Origin of the sequence: Methylobacterium sp. W2, assembly GCF_020662345.1 — a bacterium.
In the GTDB taxonomy this organism is placed as follows: Bacteria; Pseudomonadota; Alphaproteobacteria; order Rhizobiales; family Beijerinckiaceae; genus Methylobacterium.
Genome location: NZ_VMOA01000003.1, coordinates 64,087 through 88,209 on the forward strand (window position 1 = coordinate 64,087; position 24,123 = coordinate 88,209).

Annotated in this window: 17 protein-coding genes and 1 tRNA gene; 16 read left to right on the forward strand and 2 right to left on the reverse strand. The window is 66.2% G+C overall.

Going from position 1 to position 24,123, the window contains the following annotated elements:
• Window positions 1–290: 290 nt before the first annotated feature.
• The 10 genes from FPV16_RS02435 to rplA all read left to right on the forward strand — a co-directional run bounded on the left by FPV16_RS02435 (window position 291) and on the right by rplA (window position 7,650).
• Window positions 291–881 carry a sigma-70 family RNA polymerase sigma factor gene (locus FPV16_RS02435; protein ID WP_227435862.1) on the forward strand — a complete coding sequence of 197 codons (591 nt, stop codon included), beginning with the start codon at window positions 291–293 and terminating at the stop codon, window positions 879–881.
• Window positions 874–1,566, forward strand: a complete 693-nt coding sequence (locus FPV16_RS02440; RefSeq protein WP_227435864.1) for an NrsF family protein — start codon at window positions 874–876, stop codon at window positions 1,564–1,566. The genes FPV16_RS02435 and FPV16_RS02440 overlap by 8 nt, the downstream gene beginning before the upstream one ends.
• A gap of 97 nt (window positions 1,567–1,663) precedes the next feature.
• Window positions 1,664–2,662 (forward strand): glycosyltransferase family 2 protein, encoded by a 999-nt coding sequence (locus tag FPV16_RS02445; RefSeq protein ID WP_227435866.1) that lies wholly within the window; start codon window positions 1,664–1,666, stop codon window positions 2,660–2,662.
• Complete coding sequence (locus tag FPV16_RS02450) at window positions 2,659–3,342, forward strand: class I SAM-dependent methyltransferase (protein ID WP_227435868.1); 684 nt, start codon at window positions 2,659–2,661, stop codon at window positions 3,340–3,342. Before FPV16_RS02445 ends, FPV16_RS02450 begins: the two co-directional genes overlap by 4 nt.
• A 190-nt stretch (window positions 3,343–3,532) precedes the next feature.
• Entirely contained in the window at window positions 3,533–4,723 is a 1,191-nt protein-coding gene (tuf, locus tag FPV16_RS02455; RefSeq protein ID WP_207412100.1) for an elongation factor Tu, read from the forward strand.
• 330 nt (window positions 4,724–5,053) lie between these two features.
• Window positions 5,054–5,130 (forward strand) — tRNA-Trp (locus tag FPV16_RS02460).
• Window positions 5,131–5,357: 227 nt separating this feature from the next.
• Entirely contained in the window at window positions 5,358–5,660 is a 303-nt protein-coding gene (secE, locus tag FPV16_RS02465; protein ID WP_056253773.1) for a preprotein translocase subunit SecE, read from the forward strand.
• A 67-nt stretch (window positions 5,661–5,727) separates the two neighbouring features.
• Window positions 5,728–6,261, forward strand: a complete 534-nt coding sequence (gene nusG, locus FPV16_RS02470) for a transcription termination/antitermination protein NusG (RefSeq protein ID WP_018044246.1) — start codon at window positions 5,728–5,730, stop codon at window positions 6,259–6,261.
• Window positions 6,262–6,489: 228 nt separating this feature from the next.
• Entirely contained in the window at window positions 6,490–6,939 is a 450-nt protein-coding gene (rplK, locus tag FPV16_RS02475) for a 50S ribosomal protein L11 (protein WP_018044245.1), read from the forward strand.
• A gap of 12 nt (window positions 6,940–6,951) precedes the next feature.
• Entirely contained in the window at window positions 6,952–7,650 is a 699-nt protein-coding gene (rplA, locus tag FPV16_RS02480) for a 50S ribosomal protein L1 (protein WP_018044244.1), read from the forward strand.
• Window positions 7,651–7,730: 80 nt separating this feature from the next.
• Here the strand turns inward: rplA and FPV16_RS02485 are convergent, their stop codons facing one another.
• Entirely contained in the window at window positions 7,731–8,894 is a 1,164-nt protein-coding gene (locus tag FPV16_RS02485) for a YeeE/YedE thiosulfate transporter family protein (protein ID WP_227435870.1), read from the reverse strand.
• Window positions 8,895–8,950: 56 nt separating this feature from the next.
• Window positions 8,951–9,907, reverse strand: coding sequence for a sulfurtransferase (locus tag FPV16_RS02490; RefSeq protein WP_413629150.1), 957 nt, complete (start codon window positions 9,905–9,907; stop codon window positions 8,951–8,953).
• Window positions 9,908–10,589: 682 nt separating this feature from the next.
• Between FPV16_RS02490 and FPV16_RS02495 the strand changes: the two genes are divergently transcribed.
• The 6 genes from FPV16_RS02495 to rpoC all read left to right on the forward strand — a co-directional run bounded on the left by FPV16_RS02495 (window position 10,590) and on the right by rpoC (window position 24,008).
• The gene (locus tag FPV16_RS02495; protein WP_227435872.1) at window positions 10,590–11,918 is read left to right on the forward strand and encodes a PLP-dependent aminotransferase family protein; all 1,329 of its coding nucleotides are present in this window, start codon (window positions 10,590–10,592) and stop codon (window positions 11,916–11,918) included.
• Between the two features lie 185 nt (window positions 11,919–12,103).
• Window positions 12,104–13,732 (forward strand): B12-binding domain-containing radical SAM protein, encoded by a 1,629-nt coding sequence (locus FPV16_RS02500; protein WP_227435874.1) that lies wholly within the window; start codon window positions 12,104–12,106, stop codon window positions 13,730–13,732.
• A 559-nt stretch (window positions 13,733–14,291) separates the two neighbouring features.
• Window positions 14,292–14,822, forward strand: a complete 531-nt coding sequence (gene rplJ / locus FPV16_RS02505) for a 50S ribosomal protein L10 (RefSeq protein ID WP_027172965.1) — start codon at window positions 14,292–14,294, stop codon at window positions 14,820–14,822.
• 57 nt (window positions 14,823–14,879) lie between these two features.
• The gene (rplL, locus tag FPV16_RS02510; protein WP_018044238.1) at window positions 14,880–15,251 is read left to right on the forward strand and encodes a 50S ribosomal protein L7/L12; all 372 of its coding nucleotides are present in this window, start codon (window positions 14,880–14,882) and stop codon (window positions 15,249–15,251) included.
• A 248-nt stretch (window positions 15,252–15,499) separates the two neighbouring features.
• Entirely contained in the window at window positions 15,500–19,624 is a 4,125-nt protein-coding gene (gene rpoB, locus FPV16_RS02515; RefSeq protein ID WP_227435875.1) for a DNA-directed RNA polymerase subunit beta, read from the forward strand.
• Window positions 19,625–19,799: 175 nt separating this feature from the next.
• Window positions 19,800–24,008: a DNA-directed RNA polymerase subunit beta' gene (gene rpoC / locus FPV16_RS02520; RefSeq protein ID WP_227435876.1), complete on the forward strand. Its 4,209-nt coding sequence runs from the start codon at window positions 19,800–19,802 to the stop codon at window positions 24,006–24,008.
• Window positions 24,009–24,123 lie beyond the last annotated feature (115 nt).

A 24,123-nucleotide genomic window follows, 5' to 3' on the forward strand; every position in this document is an offset into this window, starting at 1 on the left:
TCGGATTCCGGTCCGTGACGCGTAACCAAGGGCGGGCAATCACCGAAATCCTTCTCATGGCCACCGTGAACCCGGTGCCGCGAGGAAGGACCGCGTCCCATGAGCAGTCTCGCCCACACCGTCTCCGTCGTCCCTCGCGGCCGATGGCACGGGCACAAATCCGAGGGTGAGGGACGGTGTGGCCAAGGCCCCGGCGACGAATTAGGGTCTCATCCGTGAGCCTGGCGCAGGCGGCGCATTCGGGCCGCCTGCGCCAGGCTCGGCCCGCGAATTCCGGAAGCATCGCGACCATGCCCGCACGATCGATGGCATCGTCCGGCGAGGAGTCGCTGTCGGCTTCGATGCAGGCGGCTCAGAACGGCGATGCCGCATCCTACCGTGCACTCCTGCGCGACTGCGTACCCATTATTTCCGCGATGGCGAGGTCCAAGGGTGTCCAGGGCACGACCATCGACGACGTGGTTCAGGACACTCTGCTGACGATCCACCGGGCGCGGGCCAGCTACGACCCCGCCCGGCCTTTTCTCCCCTGGCTCCGCGCCATCACCCATCGGCGCGCCATCGACGTCCTACGCCAAGGCAGCCGCCGGCCGCGCGAGGTCCATGATCCGATCGCCTACGAGGCGCGCGCCGACGATGCGCCCCTGCCGGGGCACGATCTCGATGACCGCGACCGTCGCCGGGCAGTGGTCCAGGCCGTCGCCCATCTTCCCCCGGGGCAGCGCGAGGCGATCGAGCACATCGCCCTGCGCGAGCTCTCCCTCGACGAGGCCTCCCTCCTCACCGGGCGGACCAAGATCGCGCTGAAAGTCAATTTCCACCGCGCACTCAAGGCCCTGCGTGCCTCTCTCTCATCCAGCAAGGAGGGTTCGGATGTCTGATCCCGCCAGCCACGAACGTCTCGTCGAGGAGCTGACCCGGTCGCTCGCGCCGATCCGCCGGCTGCCCGGGCCGGGATGGCGGGCCTTCGCCTGGGTCTCTGCCGTGCTCGGCCTGGGCGCTCTTCTCCTGCCGCTGTCGGATGCCGCTGCCTTGCAAGCGCGTCTCGGTGTTCCCGATCTTCGTTATGCCGCGCTCGGCGCGATGCTGACGAGCGGGGCTGCGGCCTTCGCGGCCTTCCAGAGCAGCGTGCCGGGCCGCAGCCGGGCCTGGGCTCTCCTCCCGATCCCGCCCCTCGTCCTGTGGCTCGGCGTCAGCGGGCTCGGTTGCCTGCGGGCCCGGCTCGCTCCGGCGTCCAACCTCGCCGAAACCGGGGAGATGCGCGGCTGCTTCGTCTTCCTCATGGCCGTCTCGTTGCCGCTCTCGGTCCTGCTGGTCATGATGCTGCGCCGGGCCTGCCCGCTGAACCCGAGCCTCACGGCGGCCTTGGGAGGTCTCGCCGTCGCGGCGGCGGCAGCGGCGCTCCTGGTGCCGTTCCATCCTCACGACGCCACCGCGACGGATCTCGCCGTGCATCTCGTGGCCGTCCTCATCGTGGTCGGCCTCAACGGGCTCCTCGGCGGCCGCTTCCTCGAAGGCACGATCGGCCGACGCTCCGCCGCCAGGGCGGCGGATGCCGATCCGTAGGCGACCAGGCGGCGTCCCGTATCGGCCGGTTAGAATGGCCTTAATCATGCCGCGTTAGGCTTGCGCCGACCGGACCTTCCGTCCGCCGGCGACACGCATGACCGTGACATCTCCCTCGGCGCAGATCGGCACGCCGACCTACAGCCTCGTCGTTCCCGTCTTCAACGAGGAAGCCGTGCTGCCGGTGCTGCTGCACCGTCTCGATCAGCTTCTCGGAAAGCTCGACGGGCCGGCGGAGGTGATCATCGTCGATGACGGCAGCACCGACATGACGGGCATCGTCGCCGCCGGCCGCGCCAAGGACGATCCGCGCTATCGCTATCTCGCCCTGTCGCGGAATTTTGGCCATCAGGTGGCCATCACCGCCGGGATGGAGCGCGCCGCGGGCGCCGCGGTCGTGGTGATGGATGCCGACCTGCAGGACCCGCCGGAGGTCGTCCTCGACCTCGCCGCCAAATGGCGCGAGGGCTACGAGATCGTCTACGCGAAGCGCCTGAGCCGGGAGGGCGAGAGCCGCTTCAAGCGCTGGACCGCCGGCCTGTTCTACCGCCTCATCCGGGCGCTCACCGCCATCGACATCCCGGCCGATGTGGGCGATTTCCGCCTCGTCGACCGCAAGGCCCTCGACGCCTTCCTGGCCATGCCCGAGCGCGACCGTTTCGTGCGCGGCATGTTCAGCTGGATGGGCTTCCGCCAGACCGCCGTGCCGTTCCACCGTCTCTCGCGGACCCTGGGCCAGACCAAATACGGCTGGTCGAAGATGCTGCGGCTCGCCTTCGACGGCATCGTCGGCTTCTCCGACATCCCCCTCCGCTTCGCCCTCTGGGCCGGCACGGGGGTGTCCCTCTTCGCGCTGGCCTACGGATTCTACATCGCCGTGCGCGCCCTCTACGACCCGGCCCTGGTCAGCGGCTGGGCCTCCATCGTCGTCCTCGTCTCGTTCCTCGCCGGCATGAACCTGCTGATGACCGGCATCGTCGGCCTCTATGTCGGACGCATCCATACCGAGGTGAAGAAGCGTCCCCTCTACGTGGTCGGCCGGGCAGTGGGGTTCCCCGAGGATGGGCAGGCCGCCCAATCGAGGATCGCGGCATGACCAGCGCCTTCGACGCGTACCGCACCAGCTACGATGCGGTCGTCCAGGATTCGATCGCCTTTTCCGGGCTCGAACACGGATTCTTCCTCGACGCGAAGGCCGATCTGCTCGCGGATGTGTTCGGCCGGCATTTCGGTGCCTCCCGCCCGTCACTCCTCGATGTCGGATGCGGCGTTGGCCTGCTCCATCGCCGCCTCGCGGGCATCGTCTCGGAGATGGCCGGCACCGATCCCTCGCCCGAATCCGTGGCCCGTGCGGAAAGCGAGAACCCGGGCAACCGATACCGCCTTCAGCAAGGCGGCCCCTTTCCATTCGACGATCGGGCATTCGACGCGACGCTGGCCGTCTGCGTCTTCCATCACGTTCCGATTGCCGAGCGTTCCGGCCTCCTTGCGGAGATGCGGCGCGTGACCCGCCCGGGCGGCCTCGTGACGATCATCGAGCACAACCCGTGGAACCCGCTGACGCGGCTCGCGGTGTCACGCTGCCCCTTCGATCACGACGCCGTGCTGCTCGGCGCCCGCGAGACCCGCACGCTGCTGGCGGAACACGGGTTGCGGGAAATCCGCAGCCGACACTTCCTGGCCTTCCCGTTCCGGCGGGGATGGGTCCGGAATGTCGAGGCGCGGATCGGCCGGCTGCCGCTCGGCGCGCAGTTCCTGGCTCGCGGAACGGTTTGACCGCGCATCGAAGGCCGGAGCCGGACCTCGGCCAGACGACCACGCCGCAGGCTCGATTCGACCTGCGCGGCCATCATCCCTTGATCATCTGACGCCAAGCCTCTATCCGGGCGGCGTCTTTCGCCCGGCTCGACAGTTCGAGCGCCGCCCTGGGCGACCGCTCATGTGACTTTGTTTTAGGAATGTGACGATGGCCAAAGAGAAGTTTGCTCGTACCAAGCCGCACTGCAACATCGGCACGATCGGTCACGTCGACCACGGCAAGACGTCGCTGACGGCGGCGATCACGAAGGTCCTGGCGGAGTCGGGCGGGGCGACGTTCACGGCCTACGACCAGATCGACAAGGCCCCCGAGGAGAAGGCCCGCGGCATCACGATTTCGACCGCCCACGTCGAGTACGAGACCGCCAACCGGCACTACGCCCACGTCGATTGCCCAGGCCACGCCGATTACGTGAAGAACATGATCACCGGTGCTGCCCAGATGGACGGCGCGATCCTGGTCGTGTCGGCCGCCGACGGCCCGATGCCGCAGACCCGCGAGCACATCCTGCTCGCCCGCCAGGTCGGCGTGCCGGCGCTGGTGGTGTTCCTCAACAAGGTCGACCTCGTCGACGACGAGGAGCTCCTCGAGCTCGTCGAGATGGAGGTGCGCGAGCTCCTCTCCAAGTACGACTTCCCCGGCGACGACATCCCGATCACCAAGGGCTCGGCCAAGGTCGCCCTCGACAACGGCGACAAGGCCGTCGGCCACGACGCCGTGCTGGCCCTGATGGCCTCGGTGGACGCCTACATCCCGCAGCCGGAGCGTCCGATCGACAAGCCGTTCCTGATGCCGATCGAGGACGTGTTCTCGATCTCGGGCCGCGGCACCGTGGTGACGGGTCGCGTCGAGCGCGGCATCGTCAAGGTCGGCGAGACCGTCGAGATCGTCGGCATCCGCGACACCCAGACCACCACGGTCACGGGCGTCGAGATGTTCCGCAAGCTGCTCGACCAGGGCCAGGCCGGCGACAATGTCGGCGTGCTCCTGCGCGGCACCAAGCGCGAGGACGTCGAGCGCGGCCAGGTCGTGTGCAAGCCCGGCTCGGTCAAGCCCCACACCAAGTTCAAGGCCGAAGCCTACATCCTCACCAAGGAGGAGGGCGGCCGCCACACCCCGTTCTTCACCAACTACCGGCCGCAGTTCTACTTCCGCACCACCGACGTCACCGGCGTCTGCGAACTGCCCGAGGGCACCGAGATGGTGATGCCCGGTGACAGCGTCACCATGGACGTCACCCTCATCGTCCCCGTCGCCATGGAAGAGAAGCTCCGCTTCGCCATCCGTGAAGGCGGACGCACCGTCGGCGCCGGCGTCGTCGCCGCCATCAACGACTGAGAACGCGGATCGCCCGGCCGAAGCCGAGACCGGCATCGCCGGGCGACTACCGGGAATTCACGATGGCATCCCTCTCGAATGGGCCGGCTCAACGCCGGCCCATTCTCGTTTCCGGATCATCCGCGACGTGAAGCGGGAGCCTGCCGGGAAACCTGAACCATGAGTGCCGAAACCAGCACATTCCTGAGTTACGTGCTCCGGCTAGTCCCAGATGCGATCGGGATCTCGATCGCCCGGAGGAAGAGTGACGCTGCGCCGGCGCAATTTCCTGGGCGACGCCGCATGGGGCCTTGCATCCAGGATGATGATCGGGCATTGAGCGTCCCGCGTAGGAGTGTAGCTCAACTGGTCAGAGCGCCGGTCTCCAAAACCGGAGGTTGCGGGTTCGAGTCCCTCCACTCCTGCCAGTGTTTTCCTTAAGCGCAACGCCGGATCGGCCTCCCGTCGGGAATGTCGGACCGGAGCGTGTCTCCCGCTTTCTGTCGACATGTCCGCGACGGTCGACAAGACCCAGGACTTGCGCTAGAGCGTTCGCACTCCGAGATCGGTAACTGTGTTCGGTGCGGGCTTCGACCAGAGCCTCCGCACCGGCCCGCTTTCCGGTCAGGGCCGATTTTCCCTGTTGTTGGCATCAATGGCATCGAACGAAGCAACGAAGAAGGCGGACCTGGCGCGCACCCCGCAGCGCGGCTCCGCCACGCCGACGCCGCCCCGGGCGACCCCGCCCGTGCGGCCCGCGCCCAAGCGCGTCGGCCCGGCCGAGTTCCTGTCCCAGGTGCGCGACGAGGGCCGCAAGGTCACGTGGCCGAGCCGCAAGGAGACCACCGTCACGACGATCATGGTGTTCATCATGGTCGTGGCGGCGAGCATCTTCTTCACGGTCGTGGACCAGGCCCTGCGCTACATCGTGACCCTGATCCTCGGGGTCGGCGCCTAGAACAACTGAGTCTCCCTGGGCGCGTCGTCGCGACCGGGCAGACCGACGTCAGGATTTGGTGAGAACCGTGTCGAAACGCTGGTACATCGTCCACGCCTACTCGAATTTCGAGAACAAGGTCGCGCAGTCCATCAAGGATCAGGCGGCGCAGCGCGGGCTGATGGAGCTGTTCGACGAGGTCATGGTCCCGACCGAGAAGGTCGTCGAGGTCCGCCGCGGCCGCAAGGTCGATGCCGAGCGCAAGTTCTTCCCCGGCTACGTCCTGGTGAAGTGCGATCTGACCGACGAGGTCTATCACCTCATCAAGAACACCCCGAAGGTCACCGGCTTCCTCGGCGCCGACAAGTCGAAGCCGGTGCCGATCCCCGATTCCGAAGCCGAGCGCATCAAGGGTCAGGTCGCCGAGGGCGTCGATCGTCCCAAGCCCTCGATCTCCTTCGAGATCGGCGAGACCGTCCGCGTCGCCGACGGTCCCTTCGCCTCCTTCAACGGCACCGTCGAGGAAATCGACGAGAGCCGTTCGCGCCTCAAGGTCGCCGTGTCGATCTTCGGTCGCGCCACCCCGGTGGAACTCGAATACGCCCAGGTCGAAAAGATCTGATTTTTTGAGGTTCGAGGTCGGTCACGACTGACTGATCTTCAACGTTTCCGCTTGGCGCCAAGCCGAGCGTGAAAATGGCCGTCGGGTACAGTCCCCAGACGGCGTCACACGCGGGAGGTCCGCCCGGTTTGCCGCCGGGATCCACGGACCGCACCGCGACCTGCAACCGCTCGCCCCGTCCGTGCTCCAGGCAGCCGGGCGGCGAGCCTACATTTGGGAGCAGTCCCTATGGCAAAGAAGATCACGGGCTACGTGAAGCTTCAGGTTCCGGCCGGCGCCGCGAACCCGTCGCCGCCCATCGGCCCCGCGCTCGGTCAGCGTGGCCTCAACATCATGGAATTCTGCAAGGCCTTCAACGCGAAGACCTCTCAGATCGAGAAGGGCACCCCGATCCCGGTCGTCATCACGGCGTACCAGGACCGCTCCTTCACCTTCGAGATGAAGCAGCCGCCGGTCACCTTCTTCCTGAAGAAGGCCGCCGGCCTGAAGATCGGCAAGAAGCCGGCTTCCGGCTCCAAGACCCCGGGCAAGGGCCCGACGGTGGGCAAGGTCACCGAAGCTCAGCTTCGCGAGATCGCCGAGAAGAAGATGCCCGACCTGAACTGCGACTCGGTTGACGCCGCCGTCGCCATGATCCGTGGCTCCGCGCGGGCCATGGGCCTCGACGTCGTCGCTTAAGGGGAGGGCACAATGGCACACGAAGGCAAGCGCATCCGCGCCGCCCGCGAGGGCATCGACGCGCTCAAGCTCTACACCATCGACGAGGCGATCGCCCTGGTGAAGCAGAAGGCCAGCGCCAAGTTCGACGAGACCGTCGAGGTCTCGATGAATCTCGGCGTCGATCCGCGCCACGCCGACCAGATGGTCCGCGGCGTCTGCAACCTGCCCAACGGCTCCGGCCGGACGGTGCGGGTGGCGGTGTTCGCCCGCGGCGCCAAGGCCGACGAGGCCCGGGCCGCCGGAGCCGACATCGTCGGTGCCGAGGACCTGCTCGAGATCGTCCAGAGCGGCAAGATCGAGTTCGACCGCTGCATCGCGACCCCGGACCTGATGCCCCTGGTCGGGCGTCTCGGCAAGGTGCTCGGCCCCCGCGGCCTGATGCCGAACCCGAAGGTCGGCACCGTCACCATGGACGTGAAGTCCGCGGTCGCCGGCGCCAAGGGCGGTTCGGTGGAGTTCCGCGTCGAGAAGGCGGGTATCGTCCATGCCGGCATCGGCAAGGTCTCGTTCGACGAAGCCAAGCTGGTCGAGAACATCAAGGCGTTCGCCGATGCGGTGGCCAAGGCCAAGCCCGCCGGCGCCAAGGGCACCTACATCCAGCGCGTCGCCGTGACGTCGTCGATGGGCCCGGGTGTGCGAGTCGAGCCCTCGACCGTGCTCACCGCCTGATCGGCGCTTCTCCCAGAAAGATATGACAACGCCCGGCTCTCAAGGCCGGGCGTTTTCTTTTGGCCGGGCGCTGTGTCCGTCTAAGGCAGGAGCGCCAGGCGCCGGCCCGCGAGCAGCGTCGCGGTGAGCCCCGCGACCATCGCCACACCGAAGAGCCAGCCCGATGCGGCACCGGCCATGATCCCGGAGAGCAGCGTGCCGACGCTGCAGCCGAGACCGGTCATGGCGCCCCAGCCGAGCAGGATTCCGCCGACGAGGCCACGCCCGATCTGGCCGCGCCTGGGCAGGGCAGGGCGGAACTCGCCCGCCGCCAGGGCGGCGGCCAGCGACGCCGCGACGAGACCGGCGATGAACAGGCCGTTCGGGGTCAGGACCGCATCGCGGATGGCGGTGGCGCAGCCGCGAAACCCGTCGAGGCCTTCGAGCCGTGCCGGCAGGAGACCGAGCCCGGCAGCGGCCTGCCTGGCGCGTCCGCCGATCTCCGCCGTGACACCGAGGGGGCCCACCCGCAGATAGGCCAGCGTACCCAGCGCCCCGACGGCAAGCCCGCCGAGCCAGGTCGGCCAACGCCGCACGAACACCGCTCGAAGCGGTTCGACGCCCCCCGGTGACGGTCCTTCGGCGGGAGGCAGCCATCGCAGCAGAGGCACCGCCAGGGCCGCCAGGACCGCGAGGGTGAGGAGGAGGCTGCCGGCATAGCCGAGATGGCGGGGCAGCCAGATGACGGGCGCCTCCGAAATGCTGGCGAGGTAGAGCGTGTTCCAGGTCAGGAAGCCGAGACCGAAGCCCAGAGCCGTTCCCGCCAGGGCGAAGGGTGCCGTGGGCGAGCCCTCGCCGAGGCGGTAGAGATGGGCGCCGATACAGGAACCCGAGATGGCCATGCCCGCCCCGAAGGCGGCGCCGGCGAGGGCCAGGACCGGCCCGACCGGGCCGATATGCGCGTCCGGGGGCAACCGCACGCCGCTCGGATCCGGCAGCCACGCCCCCAGCACCACGCTGTAGCCGACCGCTCCCGCGGCCAAGGCGGCGAGGATACCGAGGGCGCCGCGCGGGTCATGCCGATCGATGAGATCGCGCCACAGGCAGAAGAAGCAGAAGCGCGAGCGTTGCAGCACGAAGCCGAACAGGGCTCCGAATGTCAGGGACAGCGCGAGCCGGCTGCCGCCGGGATCGCCCGACAGTTGTAAGGCCGCGACCAGCAAGGCAGTCCCGATCAGGGCCGCCGATGCGACCCGCAGCGTCACGGGAAAACGCCCGGTCGAAAGACCGGGCGTGCTGCGTTCGGAGAGCGATGGGGCCGTCACTTGCCCGACCACACCGTCCCGGCGAGGTTGACCACGGGGACGCCGACGGCGTTGCCGTATTCCGTCCAGGAACCGTCGTAGTTCCGCACGGGGTAGCCGAGCACCCGGCTGAGGACGAACCAGGAATGGCTGGAGCGCTCACCGATGCGGCAGGAGGTGATGATCGGCTTCGAGCCGTCGATTCCGACATCCGCATAGAGCTTCTTCAGTTCCGCGACGGATTTCAGTGTGCCGTCCGGATTCACGGCCTTGGCCCAGGGCACGTTCACGGAACCGGGGATATGGCCCGCCCGGATCGCGAGTTCCTGCACGCCCGCCGGCGCGATGAGCTTGCCGGAAAACTCGTCAGGCGAGCGGATGTCGAGGATCGTCTCGTTCCGCTCCTTGCGCGCCACGGCGAGCACGTCAGCAAGGCGGGCACGCTGGCCGTTGGAGACCGGCGTGACCGGGAAGGTCGAAGCAGCCACGTCGGGGCTGCGGGTGTCGAGCTGCCGCTTCTCGGCCTCCCATTTCTTGCGGCCACCGTCGAGGAGCTTCACGTTGTCGACAAGCCCGTACTGGGCGAAGACCCAGGCGCCCCAGGCGGCGAACCAGTTGTTGTTGTCGCCGTATAGGATCACGGTGGTGTCGCGATCGATGCCGAGACGCCGGATGAGCGCCGCGAACTTCTCCGGCCCCGCGATGTCGCGGCTCACGGTCTCCACGAGATCCGTGTGCCAGAGGACGTTCTGTGCGCCCGGCACATGGCCGCGCTCGTAGACGCCCGGCTCGACGCTGACTTCGACGATCCTGAGCTTCGGCGCGGCGAGGTTGGCCTCGAGCCATTCGGTGGAGACGAGGGGGCTGGTCTGGCTCTGTTTCTGCTCGGTGGCATGGGCCGCCACAGGCCCGATCATCGGCAAGGCCAGCGCGGCCAGAGCAAGACGAGCGGCAAGAAGGGATTTGAAGGACACGGGCGTGCTCCGGCGAGGAAGAGTCGTCGCATCGCGGGTGTGGTTGCAGATCTGCAGGCCATGGTCCGAAATTTGACCGCACAATGGTGTTTGTCTTCGAACCCGATATCAATACAATGTTATTTCAAATATCGACGCATCAGGAGAATATAGCCGCCGCTGCCCGCACGAAAAGACAGGGATTATCTTGAGCCTTCGATCGTCCGCGAACCGTGACGAGAGTTCGGAGATCCGGGCACTGCGAGGCAGGCAAGGCAACGGGACGGTCAGGCGTCACAGATCGGATTCTGGACCACCCCCCTTCGAGGTCCTGTCGGAGACGACCCGGCCGTCAGCCCGGGCATTCTCGTCTGCGTTCACGCACGCCAGAATGGTTTGGCGGCCTCGTCACGCAGGGCGACCGGATCGAGATCGAGCGCCTTCATTTGCTCCGAGGTCAATTCGCGGATTGTACGCCGCCCGGACGCCCTGCTGCGCCAGATCGACAGGAGGGCAATTGCTCTCGCGAGAAAGGACTGCTTAGGGTGGCAGGCAGGCTCGAACGCCCTCGCAAGAGGCCGCGAACGGGTGGATAAATTGTCGGATATCGGCATTGTCGGGTCACCTCCATCGGGTCACCTGCTCCTATTGATCCGAAATTGAATCGAATCAATTAAATCATTGTCCTCGGAGCAATGCGCGCGTGGCAGATTATCGGATGATTTCGGAGGGGATCGCTGCGGATATCGCGCAGGGACGCCTGGCAGCGGGGAGCCGGATGCCGACGCAACGGCAATTCGCCTTCGAACGCGGGATCGCCGTCTCCACCGCGAGCCGTGTCTATGCGGAGCTGACGCGGCGGGGACTCATTACCGGAGAGGTCGGACGCGGCACCTTCATCCGCGCCTCGGCCTCCGCTGCCGCAGGATCACCGGACGCCGAGACGGGACTGGTCAATCTCGAACACGTCTTCTCGATCCTGCCCCATCAAGCGGCGGAGCTGAGTGCCAGCCTCGGCGCCTTGCTGGATCCGGCGAAGCTTCAAGCCACGTTCTCCCCGGTCCGGCCGGGCGCGACGGAGCCGGCCCGGGCCAGGGCGGCCGCCTTCTTCGCGCGGGGAGGGTGGTCGGCCGACCCCGAGACTGTCCTGTTCACCGGGGCGGGACGACAGGGCATCGCCGCGGCGATCGCGGCCTTGGCCCAGCCCGGCGATCGGATCGGCGTCGAGGCCATGACCTATCCCATCGTCAAGAGCATGGCGGCGCGGCTCGGCGTTGAACTCGTTCCCCTCGCGATGGATGCGGAGGGCGTGATCCCGGACGCCATCGAGCGGTCTCATCGCGAAGCCCCCCTCCGCGCCCTCTACCTCCAGCCCGTCCTGCAAAGCCCCCTCGGCCAAACCATGGGCGCGGACCGCCGGCGCGCGGTCGCATCGCTGCTCGGCAGGCTCGACCTCGTCTGCATCGAGGACGCCGTGTATAGTTTTCTCTGCGACGAGGAGCCCCTGGCCGCTCTGGCACCCGACAGGGTGATCGTCATCGACAGCCTGTCGAAGCGGCTTGCTCCGGGCCTGGGCCTCGGTTTCCTCGTCGGGCCGCCCCATCTCAACCAGCGGCTCGCGGGCTCGATCCGCACGGGAGCCTGGACCGCGAGCGGGCTCCCCCTGGCCATCGCGCTTCATCTCATGAACGACGGAACGGCGGGCCGGATCGGCACGGCGAAGCGGGCGGATGCGGCGGCGCGCCAGAGCGCGGCCAGGGAAGCGCTCACCGGCCTCGACGTCCGGGGCGACCCGAGGGCGTTCCATGTCTGGCTATCGCTCCCCTCCCATTGGACGGCGGAACGTTACGCCGGCGCCGCAGCGCGCCACGGCGTGGCGGTGTCGCCGGCCAGCGCTTTCGCCATCGCGTCCGTGACACCGGAGAACGGAGTGCGCCTCGCGCTTGGCTCACCGCCCTTCGAGCGGCTGGGACCCGCGCTCCAGACCCTGCGGCGCCTCGCTCGCGACGAAGACGATTCCGTGGTGGAGTGAGATCCGCACCATCCGCGGGGCCTGCACGACGGATCGGCGGATCAGACGCGGGTTCGCACCTGCGTCAAACGCGCGCGAAGGACCGCCCCCGGCTACGCTGCAAGGCGGGATCCATCCCAGAAAGGGTCAAGAAATCAACACGCGAGGGTGACGCCTCCGCAACTGTCTGTGCTAGGTATGCCGCCATGCGATGCACCCTCTCCGTCACCTCGAATCGACGCATCCTGTGCGTCTTTCCCGCATACACGCCGTCCTTCGGGACGTTCGCCCATGCCTACCCGTTAATGGGCGGGGTGAAGGCCTTCATGCCCCCGCAGGGCCTTCTCCTCATCGCGGCCTATATGCCGGAGGAGTGGGAATACCGGTTCATCGACGAGAACATCAAACGGGCCGGGCCGGAGGATTTCGCCTGGGCCGATGCGGTGTTCGTGTCGGGCATGCACATCCAGGCCCCCCAGATCCGGGACATCTACGCCAGGGCGCATGCGGCCGGTAAGGTGACGGCGCTCGGCGGCCCTTCGGTGTCCGGATCGCCCGAGCAGTACCCGGAATTCGACTATCTCCATATCGGCGAGATCGGCGACGCCACCGACGAACTCGTGTCGATCCTCGACCGCGACGTGTCGATCCCGGCGGGCCAGGTTCGCCTTGAGACCAAGGAGCGGCTGCCGCTCTCCGACTTCCCGGCGCCTGCCTACGAGGCCGCTCCCCTCAAGCGCTACCTCATCGGCTCCCTGCAATTCTCGTCCGGCTGCCCCTATCGCTGCGAGTTCTGCGACATCCCGCAGCTCTATGGCCGGCAGCCCCGCCTGAAGACTCCGGAGCAGATGCTCGGCGAGCTCGACGCGATCATCTCGCAGCCGGGCCATCCGGCTGTCGTGTACTTCGTCGATGACAACTTCATCGGCAACCGCAAGGCCACGAAGGACATGCTGCCCCACCTCGTGGAATGGCAGAAGAAGAACCACTATCCACTTCAGTTCGCCTGCGAGGCGACCCTGAACATGGCCAAGCAGCCCGACATCCTCGAGCTGATGCGGCAGGCGAACTTCATGACCGTGTTCGTCGGCATCGAGACGCCGGAAGAGGACGCGCTGGCGGGCATCGACAAGAAGCACAACGCCGCCGTGCCGATGTACGAGGCGATCGAGACGCTCAACAGCTTCGGCCTCGAAGTGACCTCCGGCATCATCCTCGGTCTCGACACCGAAACGGACGGATCGGAGCAGAAGCTCATCGACTTCGTCGACAAGTCGGCGGTGCCGGTGCTGACGATGAACCTGCTCCAGGCCCTGCCGAAGACGCCGCTCTGGGACCGTCTGACCCGCGAGGGACGCCTCACCCACGACGCGGCGCTGGAATCCAACGTCCTGTTCAAGCGCCCGCACGACGAGGTGGTGGCCAGCTGGCGCCGGGCCATCGCCCATGCCTACGAGCCGGAGAACCTGTTCGCGCGCTTCCGGTATCAGGTCGAGCGGACTTATCCGCACCGGATCAAGACGCCCACCAGGGGCAAGCTGACCCGGACGAACCTGCGCCGCGGCCTCGTCCTCGGCTTCAACATCGCCCTGCGCGTGGGGATCCTGTCGGATTACCGGGGCGTGTTCTGGCGCGCGACAGGCCATGCCTTGAAGCGCGGGCAGATCGAGGCGGTGTTCAACATGGGCTTCGTCGCCCACCACCTGATCCGCTTCACCCGCGAGGCGCTTCGCGGCGAACACAACGCTTCGTTCTACGCCGCCAAGGCCGAGCAGAAGCAGGAGGAGGCCCGCACGCCCTGGTGGCAGGCGGCCCGCAAGTTCCTGCCGACCTAGTTGGTCTTTGACTCCCGCCGCACATCGCCCGCTGCCGAAGTGGGCGGAAATCGCGTCAACCAAAATCGTACGGCCGGGCGCAGATTTTCCGCATGAGGCACTTGGCAGGGCGCTTGCTAGGGCCTATAGACCCGGCTCAACGTTTTTCACACTTTGAAACGATTCGACCAATCGGTCGATATTCGACATGCGAATTCGTCTGGGCGACCAGACGATAATGGCCGGAAGGCTTTGAGGGGCGAACAGCCCCTTCAAGCCTCGTCCGGCCATGTCCTGTCCGAGACTACAGGCGCCGGGCGACCGGCTTAATTCCCCAGCCTGCACAGACGGGGAAGACCGAATTCAAGACCCTCTCGGCCCCGCGATTCGCGAGGCAGTCAGGTATCGGTTTGAACCATCTCGCCCGTGCCGTCCACCGTTCCGGAGGATGTCAGGGGACAGGGCCGTGAAGCGTCGTCCAGGACGTTCCGGCTTCTCGCTGAGCCGAGTTCCGTTCCGGGCGGCATGTGCAACCGGCGGACCCTCCTCGAGAGGGACCCGCCAACCGGAGAGAGCCCCAGTGGACAGGACAGCCAAAGCTGATCTCGTCTCGACGCTCAACGGCGTGTTTGCGAACACGTCCGTCGTCGTCGTGGCCCACTACAAAGGCCTCACGGTCGCCGAGATGCAGAAGCTGCGCGCGCAGATGAAGCTGGCCGGTGCCACCGTGAAGGTCACCAAGAACCGCATCGCCAACATCGCTCTCGATGGCACGGACGTCGCCTCCATCAAGCCCCTCCTGAAGGGTCCGACCCTGCTCGCCTATTCGAGCGATCCGGTCGCGGCTGCGAAGGTTGCGGTGGATTTCGCCAAGGGTAACGACAAGCTCGTGATCCTCGGCGGCGCCATGGGAACGACTGCTCTGAACCCGGACGGTGTGAAGGCGCTCGCGTCGCTCCCGTCCCTCGACGAACTGCGCGCCAAGATCGTGGGCCTCATCCAGGCTCCCGCGACCAAGATCGCTCAGGTCGTCAACGCTCCGGCTGCCAAGCTGGCTCGCGTGTTCGGAGCCTATGCCACCAAGGACGCGGCTCAGGACGAAGCGGCCTGACGCCGCCTCGTCCTTCCCAACCCATCCGTTCAAACCGATATCCAAAGGAAGAATACAATGGCTGATCTTGCCAAGCTCGTCGACGACCTGTCCTCGCTGACCGTTCTCGAAGCCGCCGACCTCGCCAAGCTCCTCGAAGAGAAGTGGGGCGTCTCCGCCGCCGCTGCCGTCGCCGTCGCCGGCCCGGCTGCCGGCCCGGCCGCCGTCGTCGAGGAGCAGACCGAGTTCACGGTTCTCCTGACCGCCGCCGGCGACAAGAAGATCGAGGTCATCAAGGAGGTCCGCGCGATCACCGGCCTCGGCCTCAAGGAAGCCAAGGACCTCGTCGAGGGCGCTCCGAAGGCTGTCAAGGAGTCCGTCAACAAGGAAGAGGCCGAGAAGCTCAAGGCCCAGCTCGAGAAGGCCGGCGCCAAGGTCGAGCTCAAGTAAGTTGCCGATGGGCCCATTCCGGCCCGTCACCTCCGGCCGGTCCCCTCGGGGCCGGCCGGCACCGACGCCCGCGGGTCTCCGACCCGTGGGCTAAGGTCGCTTCAGGCGACCGATCGGTCCTGGAACGGACCGGCGGCATTTCATTTCGGGTGGGCTCGGTCCGGCGGGACGGGTTCATCGCCTGGTCGCGGGAGGCATAAAGCCTTCCCCGGGCACCCGGTACGCGGGACGTAGGAGCGAGGTCACCCATGGCCAACACGCTGGTCGGTCGCAAGCGCATTCGCAAATTCTTCGGCAAGATCAAGGAAGTCGCCGAGATGCCGAACCTCATCGAGGTTCAGAAGGCATCCTACGACCAATTCCTGATGATGGACGAGCCGGAAGGCGGACGGGGCGACGAAGGCCTGCAGACCGTGTTCAAATCGGTCTTCCCGATCTCCGACTTCTCGGCGACCGCGCTCCTCGAATTCGTCAAGTACACGTTCGAACAGCCGAAATACGACGTCGACGAGTGTCGCCAGCGCGGCATCACCTTCGCGGCTCCCCTCAAGGTGACGCTGCGCCTCATCGTGTTCGATGTCGACCCGGATACCGGCGCGAAGTCCGTCAAGGACATCAAGGAGCAGGACGTCTACATGGGCGACATGCCCCTGATGACGGAGAACGGCACCTTCATCGTCAACGGCACCGAGCGCGTCATCGTCTCGCAGATGCACCGTTCGCCGGGCGTGTTCTTCGACCACGACAAGGGCAAGACCCACTCGTCGGGCAAGCTCCTGTTCGCCGCCCGCATCATTCCGTATCGCGGCTCCTGGCTCGACGTCGAGTTCGACGCCAAGGACATCGTGCACGTGCGTATCGACCGGAAGCGCAAGCTGCCGGCGACCTCGCTGCTGTTCGCGCTCGGCCTCGACGGCGAAGAGATCCTCTCGACCTTCTACAACCGCGTCATCTACGACCGCGACGGCGCCGAATGGCGGGTTCCGTTCGATGCCGACCGTCTGAAAGGCTTCAAGGCGTCCGTCGACCTGGTCGATGCCGATTCCGGCGAGGTCGTGCTCGAGGCCGGCAAGAAGCTCAACGCCCGCAACGCCCGCCAGATCAGCGAGCGCGGCGTGCAGTTCCTGAAGGCCACCGACGAGGATCTGATCGGGCAGTATATCGCCGAGGATCTGGTCAACCCGAAGACCGGCGAGATCTGGGCCGAGGCCGGCGACGAGATCTCCGACAAGCTCCTCAAGAGCCTGGAAGAGGTCGGCGTGTCCGAGCTCCCCGTCCTCGACATCGATCACGTCAATGTCGGTCCCTACATCCGCAACACCCTCGCCGTGGACAAGAACTCGTCCCGCGAAGGCGCGCTGTTCGACATCTACCGCGTCATGCGTCCCGGCGAGCCGCCGACGCTCGACACGGCGGAAGCGATGTTCCACTCGCTGTTCTTTGATTCCGAGCGCTACGATCTCTCGGCCGTCGGCCGCGTGAAGATGAACATGCGCCTCGATCTCGACGCCGAGGACACCGTGCGCACCCTGCGCCGCGAGGACATGCTCGCGGTGGTCAAGGCGCTGGTGGATCTGCGTGACGGCAAGGGCGAGATCGACGACATCGATCACCTCGGCAACCGCCGTGTGCGTTCGGTCGGCGAGCTCATGGAGAACCAGTACCGCCTGGGTCTGCTGCGCATGGAGCGCGCCATCAAGGAGCGCATGTCCTCGGTCGATATCGACACGGTCATGCCGCAGGATCTCATCAACGCGAAGCCGGCCGCGGCCGCGGTGCGCGAGTTCTTCGGCTCGTCGCAGCTGTCGCAGTTCATGGATCAGACCAATCCGCTCTCGGAAGTGACGCATAAGCGTCGCCTCTCGGCGCTTGGCCCGGGCGGTCTCACCCGTGAGCGCGCCGGCTTCGAGGTGCGCGATGTGCACCCGACCCATTACGGCCGCATCTGCCCGATCGAGACCCCGGAAGGCCCGAATATCGGCCTGATCAACTCGCTCGCCACCTTCGCGCGGGTCAACAAGTACGGCTTCATCGAGACCCCGTTCCGTCGCGTGAAGGACGGCGTGGTGACGAAGGAGGTCTCCTACCTCTCGGCGATGGAAGAGGCGAAGTACTACGTCGCCCAGGCCAACGCGCAGATGGACGAGAGCTTCAAGCTGACGGAAGACCTCGTGGTCTGCCGTCGGGCCGGCGACGTCATCGTCGTGCCCCCGGACCGCGTCGATCTCATGGACGTGTCGCCGAAGCAGCTCGTCTCGGTGGCGGCGGCGCTGATCCCGTTCCTCGAGAACGACGACGCGAACCGCGCGCTGATGGGTTCGAACATGCAGCGCCAGGCGGTGCCGCTGGTTCGCGCCGACGCGCCGTTCGTCGGCACCGGCATGGAAGCCGTGGTCGCCCGCGATTCGGGTGCCGCCATCGCGGCCCGCCGCTCCGGCATCATCGACCAGGTGGATGCGACCCGTATCGTCATCCGCGCCACCGAAGAGGCCGATGCCAACAAGCCCGGCGTCGACATCTACCGTCTGCAGAAGTTCCAGCGCTCCAACCAGTCGACCTGCATCACGCAGAAGCCGCTGGTCCGCGTGGGCGAGCAGGTCAAGAAGGGCGAGATCATCGCCGACGGTCCGTCGACGGAGTTCGGCGAGCTGGCCCTCGGCCGGAACGTGCTCGTCGCGTTCATGCCGTGGAACGGCTACAACTTCGAGGACTCGATCCTGCTCTCCGAGCGGATCGTGAAGGATGACGTGTTCACCTCGATCCATATCGAGGAGTTCGAGGTGATGGCCCGAGACACCAAGCTCGGTCCGGAGGAAATCACCCGCGACATCCCCAACGTCTCGGAAGAGGCGCTGAAGAACCTCGACGAGGCCGGCATCGTCTATATCGGCGCCGAGGTCCACGCGGGTGACATCCTGTGCGGCAAGATCACCCCGAAGGGCGAGAGCCCGATGACGCCGGAGGAGAAGCTCCTGCGCGCCATCTTCGGCGAGAAGGCCTCGGACGTCCGCGACACCTCGCTCCGGGTTCCCCCGGGCGTTACCGGCACCATCGTCGAAGTCCGGGTGTTCAACCGCCACGGCGTTGACAAGGACGAGCGTGCCCAGGCCATCGAGCGCGAGGAGATCGAGCGTCTCGCCAAGGATCGTGACGACGAACAGGCGATCCTCGACCGCAACACCTATGCCCGCCTTGCCGGCGTCCTGATCGGCCAGTCGCCGATCGCCGGCCCGAAGGGCTTCAAGAAGGAGACCACGCTCAGCCGTGAGCTCCTGAACGAGTACCCGCGCTCGCAATGGTGGCAGTTCGCCGTCGTCGAGGACCGTCTCATGACCGAGATGGAAGCGATGCAGAAGCAGTACGACGAGTCGAAGAAGCGCCTCGAGCAGCGCTTCCTCGACAAGGTCGAGAAGCTGCAGCGCGGCGACGAGCTCCCCCCCGGCGTGATGAAGATGGTCAAGGTCTTCGTCGCCGTGAAGCGCAAGATCCAGCCGGGCGACAAGATGGCCGGCCGCCACGGCAACAAGGGCGTGGTTTCGCGGATCGTGCCCATCGAAGACATGCCGTTCCTCGAAGACGGGACGCATGCCGACATCGTGCTCAACCCGCTCGGCGTGCCCTCGCGCATGAACGTCGGTCAGATCCTCGAGACCCATCTGGGTTGGGCCGCCGCCGGTCTCGGCCGCAAGGTCGGGCTCGCGGTGGACGCCTATCTCCGCAGCAACGACATCGCCCCCCTCAAGGCGGAGATGGAGGCGATCTACTCGCCGTCGGAGCTGGAAGGCCTCTCGGACGATGACATGGCGGAGGCGGCCAACAATGTCCGTCGCGGCGTGCCGATGGCCACTCCGGTGTTCAACGGTGCCAAGGAAGCCGACATCGAGACGATGCTGGAGTTGGCCGGGCTCGACCGCTCGGCGCAGTCGACGCTCTATGACGGGCGTACGGGCGAGCCTTTCGACCGCAAGGTGACGATGGGCTACATCTACATGCTGAAGCTCCACCACCTCGTGGACGACAAGATCCACGCACGGTCGATCGGTCCGTACTCCCTCGTCACCCAGCAGCCGCTGGGCGGAAAGGCGCAGTTCGGCGGCCAGCGCTTCGGCGAGATGGAGGTCTGGGCACTGGAGGCCTACGGCGCGGCCTACACGCTGCAGGAGATGCTGACGGTGAAGTCGGACGACGTCGCTGGCCGCACCAAGGTCTACGAGGCGATCGTTCGCGGCGACGACACCTTCGAGGCCGGCATCCCCGAGTCGTTCAACGTGCTCGTCAAGGAGATGCGTTCGCTCGGCCTCAACGTGGAGCTCACCTCCTCGAAGAAGCTCGCGAACGACCAGCTCGATCCGCCCGCCGAGGCGGCCGAGTAAGACCACACCACACGCTCCCGCGCCGGCACCTCGCCGGCGCGGTCCGAGCGGGGAGGGGAAGCGCCTCCCGGGACGACGGCCAGCAGTGACCCGGACGGTCGTTGCGCCGACCTCACGTTTTCAGCACGCGGTAGCCCCTCGGCGGAGGGTGCACCCCGTCAGCAGGAGTTGATCCATGAACCAAGAGGTCATGAATCTTTTCAACCAGCAGGCTCAGCCCCAGAGCTTCGACCAGATCAAAATTTCGATCTCCTCTCCGGAGAAGATCCTCTCGTGGTCGTTCGGCGAGATCAAGAAGCCCGAGACGATCAACTACCGCACGTTCAAGCCCGAGCGCGACGGCCTGTTCTGCGCGCGTATCTTTGGGCCGATCAAGGATTACGAGTGCTTGTGCGGCAAGTACAAGCGCATGAAGTACAAGGGCGTCATCTGTGAGAAGTGCGGCGTCGAGGTCACCCTGGCCCGCGTCCGGCGCGACCGCATGGGCCATATCGAGCTCGCCGCTCCCGTCGCCCATATCTGGTTCCTGAAGTCGCTGCCGAGCCGCATCGGCCTGCTGCTCGACATGGCGCTCAAGGATCTCGAGCGCATCCTCTACTTCGAATCCTACTGCGTCATCGAGCCGGGCCTCACCCCCCTCAAGGAGCGTCAGCTCCTCTCCGAGGAAGAGTACCTGCGCGCCCAGGAGGAGTATGGCGAGGACAGCTTCACCGCCATGATCGGCGCCGAGGCCATCCGGCGCATCCTGCAGGAGCTCGATCTCGACGGGATCGCGAATTCGCTCCGCGAGGAGATCGCCACCACGACCTCCGAGCTGAAGCCGAAGAAGCTGCTCAAGCGCCTGAAGATCATCGAGGCCTTCCAGATGTCGGGCAACAAGCCCGAATGGATGATCCTCACCGTGGTTCCGGTGATCCCGCCGGACCTGCGCCCGCTCGTCCCCCTGGACGGCGGCCGCTTCGCCACGTCCGATCTGAACGACCTCTACCGCCGCGTCATCAACCGCAACAACCGCCTGAAGCGGCTGATCGAGCTGCGCGCGCCCGACATCATCATCCGCAACGAGAAGCGCATGCTTCAGGAGGCGGTGGACGCGCTGTTCGACAACGGCCGCCGCGGCCGCGTCATCACGGGTGCCAACAAGCGTCCGCTGAAGTCCCTCGCCGACATGCTGAAGGGCAAGCAGGGCCGCTTCCGCCAGAACCTGCTCGGCAAGCGCGTCGATTATTCCGGCCGTTCGGTCATCGTGGTGGGCCCGGAGCTGAAGCTGCACCAGTGCGGCCTGCCGAAGAAGATGGCCTTGGAGCTGTTCAAGCCCTTCATCTACGCACGCCTCGACGCCAAGGGTTTCTCGGCCACCGTCAAGCAGGCCAAGAAGCTCGTGGAGAAGGAGAAGCCGGAGGTCTGGGACATCCTCGACGAGGTGATCCGCGAGCACCCGGTGATGCTCAACCGCGCCCCGACGCTTCACCGCCTCGGGATCCAGGCGTTCGAGCCCAAGCTGATCGAGGGTAAGGCGATCCAGCTTCACCCGCTGGTCTGCGCGGCCTTCAACGCCGACTTCGACGGCGACCAGATGGCCGTCCACGTGCCGCTCTCGCTGGAAGCCCAGCTCGAAGCGCGCGTGCTGATGATGTCGACCAACAACATCCTGCACCCGGCCAATGGTCAGCCGATCATCGTGCCGTCGCAGGATATCGTGCTCGGCCTCTATTACCTGTCGATCGTCGCCGAGGGCGCCATCGGCGCCTTCGATCCGACCAACAAGAAGAACCCGATGCAGGGTGTCTTCGGCACCATCGGCGAGCTCGAGCACGCCCTGGCGGCCAAGACCGTGAAGCTGCATTCGAAGATCCGCTGGCGGTGGAACGGCATCGGTCCCGATGGCGAGCCGCTGACCCAGACCTACGACACGACACCCGGCCGCGTGATCCTGTCCACGGCCCTGCCGCTGCACAAGAAGGTCCCCTACGACGTCGTCAACAAGCTGATGACGAAGAAGGAGATCTCCGCGATGATCGACACCGTCTACCGCCACTGCGGTCAGAAGGAGTCGGTGATCTTCTGTGACCGCATCATGGCGCTCGGCTTCAACCATGCGTTCAAGGCCGGTATCTCGTTCGGCAAGGACGACATGGTCGTGCCGGACAACAAGTGGCCGATCGTCGACGACACGCGCGCGCTGGTGAAGGACTACGAGCAGCAGTACAATGACGGCCTGATCACGCAGGGTGAGAAGTACAACAAGGTGGTGGATGCCTGGGCCAAGTGCTCGGACAAGCTCGCCGCCGAGATGATGCTGCGCATCTCCACCGTGCAGAAGGACGAGAACGGCGCCGACAAGCAGATCAACTCGATCTACATGATGAGCCATTCCGGTGCCCGTGGTTCGCCGGCGCAGATGAAGCAGCTCGCCGCGATGCGGGGACTCATGGCCAAGCCCTCGGGCGAGATCATCGAGACCCCGATCATCTCGAACTTCAAGGAAGGCCTGGACGTTCTCGAGTACTTCAACTCGACGCACGGAGCCCGTAAGGGTCTCGCCGACACCGCCTTGAAGACCGCGAATTCCGGCTACCTGACCCGTCGTCTCGTCGACGTGGCGCAGGACGCGGTCATCCGTGAGGTCGATTGCGGCACCACCAACGGCATCAAGATGCGCGCCATCGTTGATGCGGGCCAGGTCGTGGCTCCGCTCTCGATCCGCATCCTCGGCCGCGCCACCGCCGAAGATCTCGTGGCTCAGGACGGTACGGTCATCGTCAAGACCAACGAGACGATCGAGGAAAGGCACCTGCCCGCCATCCAGGCGGCCGGCATCCAGGAGGTGAAGATCCGCTCGGTGCTCGTCTGCGCCACCAAGAGCGGTGTCTGTGCCACCTGCTACGGGCGCGATCTCGCCCGTGGCACGCCCGTCAATATGGGCGAGGCCGTCGGCGTCATCGCGGCGCAGTCCATCGGCGAGCCGGGCACCCAGCTCACCATGCGTACCTTCCACATCGGTGGCGCGGCGCAGATCGCGGATTCGTCCTTCATCGAGTCGAGCTTCGAAGGAACGATCAAGATCCGCAACCGAGCCCTCGCCCGCAACACCGACGGCGATCTCATCGCCACCGGTCGTAACGTGGCTGTGGTCATCGTCGGAACCGACGGTGCGGAACGTGCGGTCCACCGCCTGCAATACGGTGCACGACTGCGGGTGGACGAGGGCGACAAGGTCAAGCGCGGCCAGCGCATCGCCGAGTGGGACCCCTATACCCGTCCGATCATCACCGAGACCGACGGTATCGTGGCCTACGAGGATCTGATCGACGGCCAGTCGATCACCGAGACCACCGACGAGTCGACCGGCATCGCCAAGCGCGTCGTCATCGACTGGCGTGGTACGGCGCGCACGGCCGACCTCAAGCCGGCCATGCTGGTCCTCGACCAGGACGGCAAGCCGATGAAGCTGCCGCGCGGCTCGGATGCCCGCTATTTCCTCCCGGTCGACGCCATCATCGGCTACGATCCGGGCGGCACGGTGAAGGCCGGCGACATCCTCGCCCGCGTCTCCACCGACTCGGCCAAGACCCGCGACATCACCGGCGGTCTGCCGCGGGTGGCTGAGCTGTTCGAGGCCCGTCGTCCCAAGGACGCGGCGATCATCGCGGAGAAGTCGGGCACGATCCAGTTCGGGCGCGACTACAAGAACAAGCGTCGCCTGACGCTGACGCCGCATGACGGTTCGGATGCGGTCGAGTACTTGATCCCGAAGGGCAAGCACATCCACCTCCAGGACGGCGACGTCGTGGAGCTCGGCGACTACATCGTCGACGGCAACCCAGCGCCGCACGACATCCTGGCGATCAAGGGCGTGGAGGAGCTTGCTGCCTACCTCGTCAACGAGATCCAGGAGGTCTACCGGCTCCAGGGCGTGTCCATCAACGACAAGCACATCGAGGTGATCGTCCGTCAGATGCTGCAGAAGGTGGAGATCACCGATGGCGGCGATTCGGAGATCCTGACGGGCGACCAGATCGACCGGACGGAACTCGCGGACATCAACGAGAAGCTGCTCGCCGAGAACAAGAAGCCCGTGGTGGGCGTGCCCGTGCTGCTCGGCATCACCAAGGCCTCCCTGCAGACGAAGTCGTTCATCTCGGCGGCCTCGTTCCAGGAAACCACCCGTGTGCTCACCGAGGCGGCTGTCAACGGCAAGATCGACCATCTCGAGGGCCTGAAGGAGAACGTCATCGTCGGCTCGCTCATCCCGGCGGGCACGGGATCGATGGCCGCCGATATCCGCGCCGTGGCGCGGCGTCGCGACGCCATGATCCTGCAGCAGAAGGCCACGGAGAGCGGCGCCCAACCCCTCAGCGAGTTGCCGCCTGCCGCAGAGTAACCTCCGGGAGACACGGACATAGCAAGAAGGGGCGGCCAGCGATGGCCGCCCCTTCTTCGTTGCTGACGACCCGCAATGAGTCTTCAGCAGGTTGCCCAACACGCTCTTGACGCGC